A 13,873-nucleotide genomic window follows, 5' to 3' on the forward strand; every position below is an offset into this window, starting at 1 on the left:
GTCAGTGCTCGTGATCGTGCTCGTGCCCCTCGGTGGCGACCGCGGAGGGTGGCGGAACCTCTTCGCCCAGTGACGTACGGGCCTCGGCGAGGACGTCACCGGCCTTGAGCCGGGCTTCTTCCGCGGCCGAGGCCAGCCACCGCCCTGCCACGATTCCGCCGGCCAAGCCCCCGACAACCGCCTTGCGGGCGGCAGGCTTTGCCTCAGGGAGGCGCTTGGCGGCACCTTTGATGATCAAAGCACCCACCACTCCGGAGATCGCATAGTGGGCGAGGCGGCCGGCTGCTGCTCCGGCGAGCGCGACGGGGTGCATGAGATCTCCTTCCGTCACAACCAATCCCCTCAAGTGTGCGTCCGTGCGGGGTCGCCGGGCGAACCGAGTGCGACCCGTTCGACCCGCTTCGTACGCCGTGCCTCCACCAGCCGGCACGCGAGGTAGATCACAAACGCGATGGTGGTGACGTACGGGCTGATGGGGATGGTGCTGCCGAGCGCGAGCAGCGTCCCACCCTCCATCGCGCAGAGCGCGAAGACCACACTCAGCACCGGCAGCAGCACGGGGGATGCGGTGACGCGTGCGGCGGCGGCCGCCGGTGTGACCAGCAGCGCGAGCACCAGCAACGCCCCCACGATCTGTACGCACAGCGCCACCGCCAGCCCCAGGAGCAGCATGAAGACCAAGGACAGCGCCCGTACGGGGACGCCGCGGGCCTCGGCCACCTCCGGATCGGCGCAGGCGAAGGTCAGCGGCTTCCAGACGACGGCGAGCGCGATCAGTACCACTACGGATGTCCCGAGGAGCCAGGCCATCTGCGGGGTGGTGACGGCGATGATCTGGCCGGTCAGGATGCCGAACTTGTTCGCCGCGCGTCCCTTGTAGAGGGACAGGAACAGCACGCCGAGCCCGAGCCCGAAGGGCATGATGATGCCGATCACGGAATTGCGGTCGCGGGCGCGGACACCCAGGATGCCGATCGCTGCCGCCGCCAGCAGGGATCCCACGATGGACCCGGCGACGATGTTCACCCCGAGGAGCAGCGCCGCCGAGGCGCCGGCGAACGAGAGTTCACTGATTCCGTGCACCGCGAACGGCAGATCCCGCATGATCACGAACACCCCGACCAGTCCGCCGACCAGCCCGAGCAGCACCCCGGCGAGCAGCGAATTCTGGACCAGGGCGAGCAGTTCGCCGTAGTGGTCGAAGTTGAAGATCTGATGCCAGATGCCACCGTCGTCCGCGCCATCGGCGAGCAGCCCGAGCCCGAGCGCGATCACTGGTCAGCTCCCTCCTCCGCCCCGTCGGCGTGCGTGTGGCCGGTGCCGGCATCCGGGGCTCCGACCACGACGATCCGGCCCCTGACGCGGATGACGTCGACGTGCGTGCCGTACAGCTCCGAGAGGCCCGCAGAGGTCATGACCTCGTCCGGTGGCCCGATCCTGAATCCGCCCCCGGCCAGATACAGGACGCGGTCCACCAGGCCCAGGACGGGGTTGATCTCGTGCGTCACGAAGACGACCGCGGTCTCGGCGGCGCGGAGCCGGCGTTCCACCAAGGTGACGACGGTGCGCTGGTGTTGCAGGTCGAGGGAGAGCAGGGGCTCGTCGCACAGCAGGATCCGCGGGTCGGTGGCCAGCGCCTGGGCGACACGGACGCGCTGCCGCTCGCCGCCGGAAAGCCGACCGACCGGAACATCCGCGTAGCGCGTCGCGCCGACCGCTTCCAGAAGGTCATCCACCCGGCGGCGCATCGCCGGCCGGGTCAGCGGCAGGCCCCAGCGATGCCCGTCCAGACCGAGTCGCACCAGGTCACGGGCGCGCGGCAGGGTGTGGGCGGGCAGCGAGGTCTGCTGCGGGATGTACCCGATGTGCCGGCCGCCGCGACGTGGGGCGTGTCCGAGGACCGTCAGCGACCCCTCGGTGAGCGGCTGCCGGCCGAGCAGCACCCGCAGCAGGCTGGTCTTGCCCGATCCGTTCGGTCCCAGGACGGCGAGGAACTCTCTCGGCTGGACGTCGAGGTCCAGGCCGCGCCACAGGACGCGGTCGCCGTAGGCCAGGGTGCCGCCGCGCAGGCTGATGACGGGCCCGGCCGCCCGGCTCTCGCTCCTGGGGGCCCGGCCCGGCTCGGGGACCGGCGTTACGGCCTCGGTACGGTCCATCACGTGTCCAAGGCGTGCTTCAGGGCTTCGACATTGGCCGTCATCCAGCCGATGTAGTGCTCACCGCGGGGCAGCGTCTCGGTCACCGGGACCACCGGGATCCCGTGCTCCTCGGCCGCCTGCTTGACCTGCTCCGTCTCAGGGCTGGAGGTCTGCTGGTTGTAGATCAACGCCTTGACGTGGTGGCCGGTGAACAGGGCCAGCGTCTGGCGCAGACTACGCGGGGAGACATCGCTGCCCTCTTCGACGGCCTGGCTGAAATCGGCCGGGGTCTTGTTCCGCAGCCCGCTCGCCTCGGTCAGATACAGCGGAACCGGCTCGGTAACCGCCACCGGCGCGCCACCTTGAGCCGCCCTGATCTGCTGTTCCTTACCTTCCAGCGTCGTCAGCCGTTCCTTGAAGGTCCTCGCGTGGTGTCGGAAGGCGTCGGCGTCGGCGGGCGCGGCCTTGGCCAGTGCGGCGGCGATCCGGTCGGCCAGCTTCCCCATGCTCGGGAAGTCGTACCAGACATGCTCGTTGAGGTCCGTGCCTTCCTTGGCAGCCCTCCCAGAGACCTGTACGGCGTCGACGACCGTCGGCGAGGAGTTCTTCGAACCGTCCAACATCCGGCCGACGAAGTCGTCGTAACCGCCACCGTTCTCGACGACGACCTTCGCCTTGGACAGCTCCAGCCGGTTCTGTGTGCTGGCTTCGTAGGAGTGCGGGTCCTGCGCCGGGTCACTGATGATCGAGACGACCTTGACCTTGTCGCCGCCGATCTGACGGGCAATGTCCCCGTACACGTTTGTCGAGGCGACGACCGGAATGACCGGGGAGCGGGTGTCGCTCGGGGAACCGCCAGGCACATCGGCGTCCGTGGCGCTGCCGCAGCCGCAGACCAACGCCAGCACCACACCCACACCCATACCCGTGACCGAAGCCCGGCCGCGGATCGAGGACGCCCGCATCGCGGCCTCCCGAGCGAAGAGAAACCGAAACGGTTATCGCTTCATTATCAGCCCACCCCCGGTCCGGCCTCCACTGCAGCGGAGCAGCCGTGGTCTTCGCTCGTCGATCGCCCGGACACGATGCATGGTGGAGAGATGGGGCCGTGGCCGCGCTGGGCGGGTCCGCGGCAGCCGTGGCAGAGAAGCCACGCGCTGGTCGCGATCCCGATGCTGCTCATTGTCGTGATCACGATCGTGGACCTCATGGTCCCGGAGGACGTGCACCTCGGTCCGCTGCTGGTCATCGCGCCCGCGCTCACCGCCTCGTTCGCCGGTCCTCGCACGACCGGGGCCATCGGGCTCATGGCGGTGGCCGCCCAGGCGTTCATCGGCTGGCATTTCGGCGTGCTGTCCTCACGGAACGTGATGGTCCAGGTCCTCGCCCTCGCGGTGCTCTCGTGTCTGATCGTCTTCTTCTGCGTGGTGCGTGAACGGCACCGACGCCAGCTGGCGCAGGTTCGGTCGGTCGCCGAGGCGGCGCAGCACGTCCTGCTGTGGCCGCTCCCGGAGCAGATCGGCCCCCTGCGGATCGCCTGCATGTATCTGGCGGCGGAGGACGAAGCCCAGATCGGCGGTGACCTGTACGCCGCGACCCGCACAGAGGACGGGGTGCGCCTGATGATCGGCGACGTCAGGGGCAAGGGTCTGGCCGCCATCGGAGAAGCAGCCCTCCTCCTCGGTGCCTTCCGCGAAGCCGCCCACGAGCACACCGGCCTGCCAGCTCTGGCCAGCACCTTGGAGAAGAGCGTCGGCCGCTACCTGGACGACTTCGAACCGGAGGAGGAGGCCGGCGAACGTTTCGTCACGGCCCTGCTCATGGAGATCCCCGACCAGGACGCCGTCACCCGGATGACCAGCTGCGGCCACCTGGCGCCACTGCTCCTCAGCCCCGGCCGCTCTGTCACCGTCCCGAGCCTGCACCCGGCGCCCCCGCTCGGCGTCGGCGTGGGCCCCGCGGGTTACACCCTCGACGTGTTCACCTTCGAAGCCGACGACACTCTCCTGCTCTTCACCGATGGGATCGTCGAGGCCCGCAATCAGAAGGGCGAGTTCTATCCTTTCGCGGAACGTACCGCCCAATGGGCCGGAGCTTCTCCCGACGCCCTGCTCCAGCACATCCGGCGCGATCTGCTGGCTCACACCGGCGGAAGCCTCGCCGACGACGCAGCCCTCGTCGCCATCCGCCGCATGCCCCCGCCAAGGCATCCCCATGGGAAGTTGATCCACGCCGATGGGTTCCGCCACCGCGCCGGCAGCGACAAACCGCGGGATTGAACGGTGCTGCCGGCCCCCTGGACAGCCCCGAACCATCTCTGACCCCAGGTCCAACGGTTGACTTCAAGAAGGTCTTCTCACTGCTGGCGGAGCGAGGGCCGCACCCTCCTGTGACGGTGCGGCCCTCATGGCGGTCAGCCGTGGATGCTGTCGTGCTGGTCCGGTACGACAGTGCCGTCGGCGCGGCGCACCGGGCCCAGGCTGCCGTCGGCACGGGTGGCGCCCTCGGTGGCGCAGGGGTAGGTCCCGGACTTGCGGGGCAGTGGGTCGATGAACATCGGGTTGACCACCCAGCGGCCGTCGGCGTTGTCGTAGGCGCGGCACATCAGCTCGCTCTTGTTGCGGTTGATGACCAGATGGGCACCGGTGGCGTCGCCGACGAAGGTCACATCGGTGTCGGCGTCGCCGCCGCCGAGCGCGATACGGTGCGTCCGGTCCTGCTGCCGCCAGGCGTCGGCGCCCTTGACGTGGAAGATCTCCTGGTTGATCAAGCAGCGCTTGCCGTCGATGTAGGGGATCACCTCGCCCCGGCCGTCCTTGACGTCGCCGCAGCCACGGATGCCTGTGGTCATCTTGCCGTTCCGGACAAGGCTGCGGATGCCGATGGTGTGCGCGCGGTCCAGGCCGACGCCGCCGGACCAGGCTTCGGCGATGGGCTCCGGGGAGGCAGAGACGATGTAGACGTCGAAGCCGGCGGCCTTGAGCGTACGGATGAGGTCCTTCTGCTGGTCGTAGTAGCGGATGTAGCCGGCCAGCTTGTGGGTGCCGACGGTCTGCACGCTGCCGATGGGAGCGGCCAAGACCTCGGCTCGGGCCTTCTTGGTGTACGAGCCGAGCTGGCCCGGAGTGAGTCCGGCGAACAGCTGGGGAACCCAGGCGTATTCGGGCTTGGTACGGCGGTGGTCCCACGTACCGGCGAAGGCATCCTGACCGGACATCGTCCTGGCCTCGCTGCGGATCTCCATGATTTCGTCGGCGCAGGCGGCGTTCTTGGAGGTGGGCAGCGGCTTGCCTACGGGGACGGAGGTGCCGCATGCCTTGGTCAGGGCGCGACCGCCAGCCGGGGTGAGCCAGGCGCTGGTGTCCGTCCAGTTCTTGGGACGCAGGATCTTGTCGTGCTTGAGGGCCCAAGCGAGCGTGGCGTCGGCGATGTCGTTCTTGACGACGGTGTTGTCCCAGTCGAAGGCGGCGACCGGGCGGGAACCGCCGGTGCCGGAACAGCGGCCACGCTCGTCAATCATCTTCTGGAGCCTGGCGCGGTTGTCGCCGTACCACTTGAGGCTCTTGGAAAGCTGCGGGCAATTAGCGTGCTGCCGGGCCGTGTCGGGCACGGCGGTGGCCGTGGGAACCGAGGCCACGAGAGCAGTGACCGCGACCAGCCCGGTGATGAGGGTGCGCTTGGTGCGCATGCGTCCTCCTTGACATATGAGGGGTGGGACAAACACCGGGACCAGCACGTCAGGGTGCCAAACCCGGTGGCTGGAGGGGAGATTACCGCCGGGTGACGTATGCGCCCGCGATTCCGCCCCCTCACACACCGCAAGGCCCTGCAGGGCGGCGCTTCGGTCCTGGTGGACGGTTGGACGGTGCACCGCATCCTGCGCGAGTCGTCACCGCACGCACTGGACCTGCTCAGCACGCCGTACCCCGTGGACCGCCGCCACGTCACACCCCAGGGCGCCAGCCCCGTGGTGCGGGCCCCGGTGTTCGAGCAAGCCGACGGCCGCGTCCAGGTCCGGTGCAACCTCAAACGCATCGAGACCGCCGCCGAACCGACCGCCCGGACCCTCCCGCCCGGCCGGCGCGTGGCCCTCGAAACCCTGCGTCAGGTGGAGGATCCGTGGTGGCCAGGTTCTACGGAATGTCAGATCTTGCACCCGTCAACTTCACTACAGCCCCCATGACGGGGACCGAGACTGTACGGCCCTGACCAGCGGGAAGACCTCCCGGGCAGCGTAGCGTTGGAGGCATCGGACGATTTCGCGTCGGGCCTTTCCCTCCTTGATGCGGCGCTCGTAGTAGTCCTGGGTGCGTGGGTCGAAGCGCAGGCGGGTCAGCACGATCCGTTGCAGGGCGGCATTGGCCTGCCGGTCACCACCACGGTTGAGGCGCCGGTATTGCCGACCGCCCGAGGAGTGGCTCGGCCGGGCTGACCCCCACAACGCGGCGAAGGACGCCTCCCTGCCCAGGCGTTCCGGGTTGTCCCCCATGGTGATCAGCAGCCTGACGGCACTGTCCGGTCCAATGCCCACCGGGATCAGCAGCTGTGGGGCGTGGCGTTCGACGAGCGGGCCAGGCGCTGTTGCAGTTCCCGGATCTGTCCGGTGAGCTGCTCGATTCGCTGGGCCAGGAGTAGGGCGGCGACATGGGCATCCCCGTGGGTATCCACGCCGACGACTGCCTCACCCGTCATGGGTGGTTCCTGGCTGGTGGGTTGGAAATTGGGCCTTTTGGTGTGCCACGTCTGCATCTGGGACTGGCGAGTTAGCGCCCTACCTCGCGAGCCCCGTGCTCCCTATATTGCGCTCTCAAGCCCTTGCGCTCTGCGTTGCGCCGCCAAGAAGGCGCGTGCGAGCGCGTGGGTGGAATGCGTGAACTAACGGCAGCGATAGAAAGACGGTGGCATACATTGGCACGCTCTCGGCGCATATGGGGAGCACATGAGCGCGACATCCACCCCACAGTCGTGTGCGCGTCCGGGGAACATTCCCGAAGGATCGCCACCGCCGTTCGGCCCAGCAAACTGCCGATGACCGCCCATCCGCGGACTCGTGCCGACCAGCCGGTACAGGGCTAACAGCCATGGACACATACGTGATCCCGGACCTGAGGCTTCCGTTCTCCACGGCCATCCATCCGCAGTCACGCCGGGTGCAGGAACTGGCCGGGCACTGGTGCCAGAGGTTCGGTCTGCTGATCGCCGATACCCCCCGCCCAACAGCCCATGGCCGCCACCCTCTCGTCGATGCCCTGCAGGACCTGTTACGCCGCACCCTTCCGGGTCGTCCCCCTTGCTGGGTGGCAAGGTTCCGCCGAAACCTGGACCTGTGGCTCAGCGGGCATTTAGCCGAAAACTCCTACCGAGTGTCCGGAGCAGTCCCTTCTACAGGGGACTACATCGCCGTACGGCGCAACGCGTCCACCATTCTCCCCACACTTGGTCTCGTGGGGATGGTCGAAGGTGCCACAGTGCCGGATGCGCTCTATTGGTCCGCTCAGTATCAGACCCTGATCCTGGCTACGGCCGACATCATGTGCTGGGTGAATGACATCCACTCGCTGCACATGGAGAAGGACGATCCGATCAACTTCGTCACCGTCCTGGCCCACCACGAGAACCTCGGAGTCCAGGAATCCATCGACGCCGTGGCCGCTCGCATCGCAGCGCGGGTGGAAGATCATCTCGCCGCGGCACGGGATCTGCCCGCAACAATGGACGAGCTGGGAATGACCTTCGAATCGCAGGCCCCCATCATGCGGTGCGTACGAGACCAACAGTCATGGGCCGCCGGGATGGAGAACGGGTATCGAACAGACACCATCCGCTTCGCGGATTCCGAGGTCCCCGAGCATGGCAAGACCGCTTCATATGTGGAGGATCTACTCAGTTGACCAACCTCGTAGGGTTAGCCAGATCGGTACGGAGACTGGGACACCGCTCATTGCCACCACCCCGTCCCGCCCCAACCAGGCGACGGAGTGATAACTGCCGCGTCGGCCAGGACGCCCGCTTCCGTCACGGCGGTGGTGTGGCGGGCGGTGCGGCAAGTGAGCACAACGGGGCCCTTGGCGAGCAGGCCCTCGATCACGCTGGGCCCGAAGGCATCGATGTCGGCCAATTGTGCGAGATGCCATGAATTCCCCCGAGCGCTGCCGAGTTCCAAGTCTCGAAGCCGGGGGTCTTCCTCCGTCGTGTCCTCTGCGGCTCTGTGACGTAACTTCGGGATCAATGAAGCAATCTCGCCATGTCCGACCGATGTGTCGGACTGAGGACGAAGAGGCTTGGGTTGGCGCTGGCGGTCGTGTGGGAGTGAGTGAGCGTGAGCACTGGGTGCCCGCGTCGGTGGAGGAACTGGAGCGATTCGAGACCACGCCCGCGTGACAGGCACCCCCGCCGCCCCAGCGGCGGTCAGTGCGGTGTCTCCCGGTCCCCGCTCTCACACCTCGGTACGCACCGCCGTCCGCTGCCTCGAATACCGGCGGCATCCCTACTTCGGGCCCCTCGGCGGGCACAACACCGGGTGATCAAGGGGGTGTTGTAGCGGGCCCGTGCCCTTCCTCGTCCGGTGATGGTGCACGTCCAGACCGTCAAGGGCAAGGGATACCGCCCGGCCGAGGCGGATGGGGCGGGCTGCCTGCACGCGGTGGGCGCCTCACCCCAGCGGAGATCCGCCACGCCGCAAACCTCGTCACCGAAGCGAAGCCGGCGGCATCCACTGGGCGACCGAACAGACCATCCAGGAACCCCAAGCGGCCCTGCACCACCTGCCCCGCTATTCCTACCAGTCCGCAGTCCTCGAACTCACCGTGAACGCCCCACCAGACGATCAATCGCGACCACTGACACGGCAAAGCACACCAGGACATCGAGCCATTCCGCTGATCACCACCGACAAGAAAGGACGAACCAGCAATGCAATGGCGCACTCCCGACAGCAACCCCTCCGCACCAGACTTCTATCAAGCCAAAACCGATGCGATCATCATGCGCTACGGGCCGCCGCCCAAGGTGCACTATCACCACGGCTACTACCCCGACGGCCAGGCCGACACCACCGGCCTGGCCGAACCGATCCGAGAACGCCTCCGCCACGCCCAAGAACTCTTGCTGGACCACAGCACACAACTCCTCGACGCCTACTCAGCCCTACAGGAAGGGACACTGCTCGACATCGGCTGCGGCCTGGGCGGACCGGCTATCTACTGGGCACAGGAGCGACAACTCGCGGTAACCGCGCTCACGAACATCCCCGACCACGAAATGTTGGTACGGCAATACGCCGAGGCCGCACAGGTCGGCGATCTCATTGAGACGGCCTGCCTGGACTTCTCCCTCGACTACCCTCCCCGAACATTCGGCGCCGCTGTCTGCATCGAAAGTTCCTGCTATATACCGCGCCCCACCCTCTTCCGCCACGCCCGGCACGTGCTGCAGCCCGGCGGGGTCTTCTGCATCTCCGACCTCTTCCACACCACACAACGAGGCCAGGAGCTCGCCGATACCTTGTTCCGGACCTGCATGGGAGCCGCCACCGACTACATCACGGCCGCCGAACGCGAAGGGTTCCAACTCGCGGAGAACCACCTCATCACCGACAAGATCGCCGAAACCGCGCTCCACGTCAACGCATGGTCAGAAGAAATACTCCACCAGCAAGGAACGGACCCCGATCTGAAAAAAGATATGGAACGGTCCATCATGCGTCACGCACGAATGTACCGAGCCTACCGAGAGGGCACCCTCGAATACCGGATACTAGGATTCATCAAGAATTGACGGACACAGACCTGAATTGACGGACACGGACCTGAGCAGCACCTCGGTGTCCGTCAGGTCGCACAAGACCGCCCGGGCTCCCCCGTCTCGCAGTCCCTGCGCGCTGCTTCGCCCCGAGGTGACAGCGACGCCCGGACCCCGTTCGCCCGCCCCGATGTCGGCGGGCGTACCCGTGCAACTGGTGACTCGCCCCCGGCCGGCACCGCGCAATGCGATCGCCGGTCACCCCACTGAGCCCAAGATCAACTACTGGCGACTTTCGCAGTCAGCTCGGCGACACCCCCAGAAGCCCCACCGATCAAACAGTCCCACCCGTGGGTGCGGCAGTTGATCACTGCAGATCGTGGTGCAGGTCGTCCAGGGCTTCCCCGAGCAGGTGGTAGCGCACGAGTTCCTGTCCCAGTCTCACGTTTTGGCTCCAGCTCACAGCAAGACCGCGTCGAACACCACGCACCAGGCCCACCCCTGACCGCAGAAACCCCCGCCGAGCCAGCCGACGGGGGTTCCTCATCTCTCACAACCCCTATGACGGGGGCCAAGGCTGTACGGATCTGACCAGCGGAAAGACCTCCGGGAAGCGTCGCGTTTGAGGCATCGGACGATTCCGCGTCATACGCGGCCCACGCCTGGTGGGCCCTCGCCCGTCCGTACCCAATGTGGCGCGAACTGATGACCGCCTTCCCCTCCATGCCGATGGAGCCGCCGCGCTCCCGCTACCGCGAGCCGACCCGCCGCGACATGGACGCCGAGCTCCGGCTCGACAGGTGGATCCACGATGTCGCAGACGCGATCGAGAAGCTGTGTCATCACGTCCCACGACCTGATGGCGGCCGCCAGGGCGAGAGCCGTCCACCGCTCCGTCGCTCAGGCATACTGGATCAAAGCCGCGCCTGCAGCCAAGGTGGGAGGGGCGCCCGCGGGTCCAGTCGCGGCGTTCGAGCAGCCCGCGGCCACGGACCAGGACGGAGAGAGCGCATGGCTCCGCCGAGTGGCCGGGCGTACAAGAAGAGCAGCCCGGCCCATAGCAAAGGATGCTCGCCGCCGGGGGGACAAGCCGCATGACGAGTTACGCCATGACGGCCCGGACCGTCACTGATGTTCTTCAGCCCCGTAACGTCCTCGTGGTCGGCATGGTCGGCATCGGCCTGGCGGCCGCGGGCGACTGGACCGGCATTCCATGGGGCCTTCTCGGTGCAGTGTGCGCCGGTCTCGTCCCGGCGGGGTACATCGAGTGGGAGCGGACGAGAGGCACGTGGGGTGACCGGCACGTGGTGGACCGCACGAAGCGGGCCCCGATCTTCTTCGTCATCCTGGCGTCGATCGGCCTCGGCTCGCTCGCCATGGTCCTCGGCGGGGCCCCGACCGGCATCCTCGTCGCCATGCTCGCCCTGTGGGCCATGACCGTCGTCCTTCTCGCCGTGAACACGGTCTGGAAGATCAGCGTGGACTCCGCGGTCGCGTCCGCGGTCCCCGCATTGCTCGCCGTCGTGCACTCGCCCTGGTGGCTGCTCGCCTACCTGCTCACTGTCGCGGTCTGTTGGTCCCGGGTGGCGCTGACGTACCACACCATCGCCCAGACCGTGGCCGGCGCGTCCCTCGGCGCAGCGACGGCCGCGGCCTTCCTCCTGGCCTGACCCGGCAGACAGCGGCGCCCCGGACGGTCTCGGATGCTGTTGGCGAATTCCACTCGGTGGCCTGCCCCTGCATGACTGGTGGGTCAAGCCACCGGGCTGTGCCAACTACCGGGGAATGACGTTCGCTGCCTGGGGGCCCTTGGGCCCCTGTGTGAGCTCGTAGTCGACCGGTTGGTCATCGTCCAGGATCCCGTGGGCCTGGGTTGCGACGCCAGAGGAATGAAAGTACACCTCCGTGCCGCCGTCGTCCGGCTGGATCAAGCCGAAGCCCTTCTGAGAGTTGCACCACTTCACTTTGCCCTTTGCCATCAGCAATCCCTTACTCCATGCCACGGCACCGGCTATCGGCACTGGCCGCAGGCCAAGGCGACCTCGGCCCCTGGAAGTCCATACGCAGGTTTGTAGGGACCGCTCACCGCCCTCGCGCACGGTCTTGGGGTCCCAGTGCAGCCGTATCGCCGGCAGGAGAGCCGGTACGTCACTCAGCTGGCTTCGGTAGATGCTGTGGTGGATCCAGAAAGGGTTGTGCTGCCCCTTCGACTCCCGGGGCAGGCAGGCTGCCATGCGACGGTACAAGGACCGACCCGCCTGGGCCTCGTCGGTGCTGTTGCGAGCCTCCTGCCACCAGGACAGCAGGTCCTGCCAGAGCAGTCCGTCCTGCCCTACAGGCAGGTCGTAGACCAGCACTTGATCGGCTCGTTCGGCAACCTCAATGTCGTTGTCGAGCGCGCTGGTGAAACGGATGTCCGGCTTCCCGAGCGTGGCAAAATGAGGTTTTCGGGGTCGGCTTCGAGACCGTCTGCGACCGCCCCTCAGCACCCTCCGCCGAAATGGCCGACGGCAAGCGTCACTTCTGGGTGACGCGCACCGTCGCCCGAGGCGGAGCCGGGCATCACGCGCCACGCGCCGAGTTCGCCATCGCCCTCGGCTGCGAACTGCGCCACGCGCGTCGTCTGGTCTACGCGGAAGGCGTTGCCCTGGAAGACCCCCGGGCGGCGACTCCGATCGGCCTGGGCTGCCGCATCCGCGAGCGTCGCGTCTGCGCCCAGCGGACCCGGCCGCCGGCGGGTGGCCGGATGGCCGGATGGCCGGATGGCCGTCGCCCCCGACCGACGAACCCATGTCCCCTATCCGGTGGAGACGTCGGGCAGCAAGGAGTAAGCGGTACGGGGAGGGAATCCTTCGGGCCGCTCACCCGCCGCCGCATGTCAGGGGTACCCCATACGCCAGGAGTGCCTCACGTCGAGCGACCACTTGTCGGCAAGAGTGGCCCTGCACTCCTTACCTGGCAAGTCACTTCGAGAGCTGCTCGTCGGCGGCGTCCTTCCGGAGCCGACGGACTTCGTCATCCTGGCACGGACACGCTCGGGGGGAGATCTGGGCGTAGCCGATGCGGAGGTAGCCGCGGAGTGTCGACCGCGGTCCCGCCGCCCAGCCCGAGGCAGGCGAGGTCAAGCCACCGTTCCCCCCACCGGCTGAATCCACCCTCTGCTCGGCCTACCCGGCCGGCCCTGGGGTAACCAGCGAGGAATTGACCCTATCGACGGGCCGAAGCGTGCGCACCGAGGGACGAGGACAGGGAGTCACCCAGCCATGGGCATGGAACAGCAATTCCTGAACAACCAGCAGTTGAAGGATCTCGTCGCAATCGCCGACTTCAAGGGCTTCCAGCCTGTGTCGACGGACAACTACTCGGACGGGGAGATCCTCAAGACCATTACGGCCAAGGGTGGCCTGAAGATCCTCTTGTTCTGTGCCATCCAGACCGCCGTCGTCGGCTCCGGCAACAAAGTCTTCGGCGAGTTCATCATGAACGGCGAGAAGATCAACGTTAAGGCGGTCTACAAGGAGTTCGACGTCCGAGACGACCTGAGCCTGCAGTCGAAGATCGACCCCGGCGAGCTGACCCCGCGTCGCCTGCAGCGCTTCTACCGTGTCCAGATCAACGAGTACCTCCTGCAGAACTCTGATATTGCCCCGTATCTGTGGAAGAAGTACTCCACTCTGAAGGAAGAGTTCCGGGCCGTTACGTTTCCGGGTGCCGAGTCTCTCGTGGCAAACAAAGAGGAGGGGCTCTACCTGCTCGAAACGTACAAAACCCTCGATAACCGTCTGGGCCTCAACATCTCTGAGCGCATCCGACGGGTTCTGCTCGCACGGGGGGTTATTAGCATCCAGGACATCGTCGAGTAGTGGCCGTGCCGCGGTCGGCGGGGGCTGTGCCGAGGCGCGGGCTGGTGTCGAGGTCGAGGCGGGCCCGCAGCGTAGCGTCAGGGTCGAGACCTGGGGTCACACAGTCGAGTGGTCTTCGTTCGCTCGCCCCGT

The 13,873-nt window shown here is 67.1% G+C and carries 15 protein-coding genes and 1 pseudogene; 7 read left to right on the plus strand and 9 right to left on the minus strand.

Annotated elements, in window-relative coordinates; translation table 11 throughout:
• Position 1: 1 nt before the first annotated feature.
• The 4 genes from ACZ4NB_RS27175 to ACZ4NB_RS27190 are packed head-to-tail and all read right to left on the minus strand — an operon-like array spanning position 2 to position 3,061.
• The gene (locus tag ACZ4NB_RS27175; protein WP_053924707.1) at positions 2–313 is read right to left on the minus strand and encodes a DUF1490 family protein; all 312 of its coding nucleotides are present in this window, start codon (positions 311–313) and stop codon (positions 2–4) included.
• Between the two features lie 29 nt (positions 314–342).
• Positions 343–1,272 carry a metal ABC transporter permease gene (locus ACZ4NB_RS27180; RefSeq protein ID WP_467665685.1) on the minus strand — a complete coding sequence of 310 codons (930 nt, stop codon included), beginning with the start codon at positions 1,270–1,272 and terminating at the stop codon, positions 343–345.
• Positions 1,272–2,156 carry a metal ABC transporter ATP-binding protein gene (locus ACZ4NB_RS27185; protein ID WP_467665572.1) on the minus strand — a complete coding sequence of 295 codons (885 nt, stop codon included), beginning with the start codon at positions 2,154–2,156 and terminating at the stop codon, positions 1,272–1,274. Before ACZ4NB_RS27185 ends, ACZ4NB_RS27180 begins: the two co-directional genes overlap by 1 nt.
• On the minus strand, positions 2,156–3,061 hold the full coding sequence (locus ACZ4NB_RS27190) for a metal ABC transporter solute-binding protein, Zn/Mn family (RefSeq protein ID WP_467665574.1): 906 nt from the start codon (positions 3,059–3,061) through the stop codon (positions 2,156–2,158). Before ACZ4NB_RS27190 ends, ACZ4NB_RS27185 begins: the two co-directional genes overlap by 1 nt.
• 162 nt (positions 3,062–3,223) lie before the next feature.
• On the opposite strand from ACZ4NB_RS27190, the gene ACZ4NB_RS27195 reads away from it, so the two are divergent.
• Positions 3,224–4,417 (plus strand): PP2C family protein-serine/threonine phosphatase, encoded by a 1,194-nt coding sequence (locus tag ACZ4NB_RS27195; RefSeq protein ID WP_467665576.1) that lies wholly within the window; start codon positions 3,224–3,226, stop codon positions 4,415–4,417.
• Positions 4,418–4,551: 134 nt separating this feature from the next.
• Here ACZ4NB_RS27195 and ACZ4NB_RS27200 read toward each other — a convergent pair whose 3' ends face one another.
• The 3 genes from ACZ4NB_RS27200 to ACZ4NB_RS27210 form a co-directional block, all read right to left on the minus strand.
• Positions 4,552–5,826 (minus strand): HAD family hydrolase, encoded by a 1,275-nt coding sequence (locus ACZ4NB_RS27200; RefSeq protein ID WP_467665578.1) that lies wholly within the window; start codon positions 5,824–5,826, stop codon positions 4,552–4,554.
• Positions 5,827–6,306: 480 nt separating this feature from the next.
• Complete coding sequence (locus tag ACZ4NB_RS27205) at positions 6,307–6,669, minus strand: transposase (protein ID WP_467665580.1); 363 nt, start codon at positions 6,667–6,669, stop codon at positions 6,307–6,309.
• Between the two features lie 5 nt (positions 6,670–6,674).
• Positions 6,675–6,830: a hypothetical protein gene (locus ACZ4NB_RS27210; protein WP_467665582.1), complete on the minus strand. Its 156-nt coding sequence runs from the start codon at positions 6,828–6,830 to the stop codon at positions 6,675–6,677.
• Positions 6,831–7,231: 401 nt separating this feature from the next.
• Between ACZ4NB_RS27210 and ACZ4NB_RS27215 the strand changes: the two genes are divergently transcribed.
• Complete coding sequence (locus ACZ4NB_RS27215) at positions 7,232–8,029, plus strand: terpene synthase family protein (RefSeq protein WP_467665584.1); 798 nt, start codon at positions 7,232–7,234, stop codon at positions 8,027–8,029.
• Between the two features lie 47 nt (positions 8,030–8,076).
• Here the strand turns inward: ACZ4NB_RS27215 and ACZ4NB_RS27220 are convergent, their stop codons facing one another.
• Positions 8,077–8,256, minus strand: a complete 180-nt coding sequence (locus ACZ4NB_RS27220) for a hypothetical protein (RefSeq protein WP_467665586.1) — start codon at positions 8,254–8,256, stop codon at positions 8,077–8,079.
• A gap of 794 nt (positions 8,257–9,050) precedes the next feature.
• On the opposite strand from ACZ4NB_RS27220, the gene ACZ4NB_RS27225 reads away from it, so the two are divergent.
• From ACZ4NB_RS27225 to ACZ4NB_RS27235, 3 genes are all read left to right on the plus strand, one after another.
• Positions 9,051–9,914: an SAM-dependent methyltransferase gene (locus tag ACZ4NB_RS27225; RefSeq protein WP_467665588.1), complete on the plus strand. Its 864-nt coding sequence runs from the start codon at positions 9,051–9,053 to the stop codon at positions 9,912–9,914.
• A gap of 669 nt (positions 9,915–10,583) precedes the next feature.
• Positions 10,584–10,976 carry a hypothetical protein gene (locus ACZ4NB_RS27230; RefSeq protein ID WP_467665590.1) on the plus strand — a complete coding sequence of 131 codons (393 nt, stop codon included), beginning with the start codon at positions 10,584–10,586 and terminating at the stop codon, positions 10,974–10,976.
• Positions 10,973–11,548 (plus strand): hypothetical protein, encoded by a 576-nt coding sequence (locus ACZ4NB_RS27235; RefSeq protein ID WP_467665592.1) that lies wholly within the window; start codon positions 10,973–10,975, stop codon positions 11,546–11,548. The genes ACZ4NB_RS27230 and ACZ4NB_RS27235 overlap by 4 nt, the downstream gene beginning before the upstream one ends.
• Before the next feature lie 105 nt (positions 11,549–11,653).
• Here the strand turns inward: ACZ4NB_RS27235 and ACZ4NB_RS27240 are convergent, their stop codons facing one another.
• Positions 11,654–12,235, minus strand: a complete 582-nt coding sequence (locus tag ACZ4NB_RS27240) for a cold-shock protein (RefSeq protein WP_467665594.1) — start codon at positions 12,233–12,235, stop codon at positions 11,654–11,656.
• A 107-nt stretch (positions 12,236–12,342) separates the two neighbouring features.
• On the opposite strand from ACZ4NB_RS27240, the pseudogene ACZ4NB_RS27245 reads away from it, so the two are divergent.
• Both ACZ4NB_RS27245 and ACZ4NB_RS27250 read left to right on the plus strand, forming a co-directional pair.
• Positions 12,343–12,709 (plus strand): annotated as a pseudogene (locus ACZ4NB_RS27245) (short-chain fatty acyl-CoA regulator family protein); the annotation flags it as partial.
• A 432-nt stretch (positions 12,710–13,141) separates the two neighbouring features.
• Positions 13,142–13,741: a hypothetical protein gene (locus tag ACZ4NB_RS27250; protein ID WP_467665595.1), complete on the plus strand. Its 600-nt coding sequence runs from the start codon at positions 13,142–13,144 to the stop codon at positions 13,739–13,741.
• Positions 13,742–13,873: the final 132 nt, after the last annotated feature.

This window comes from Streptomyces sp. NPDC026575, assembly GCF_055567415.1.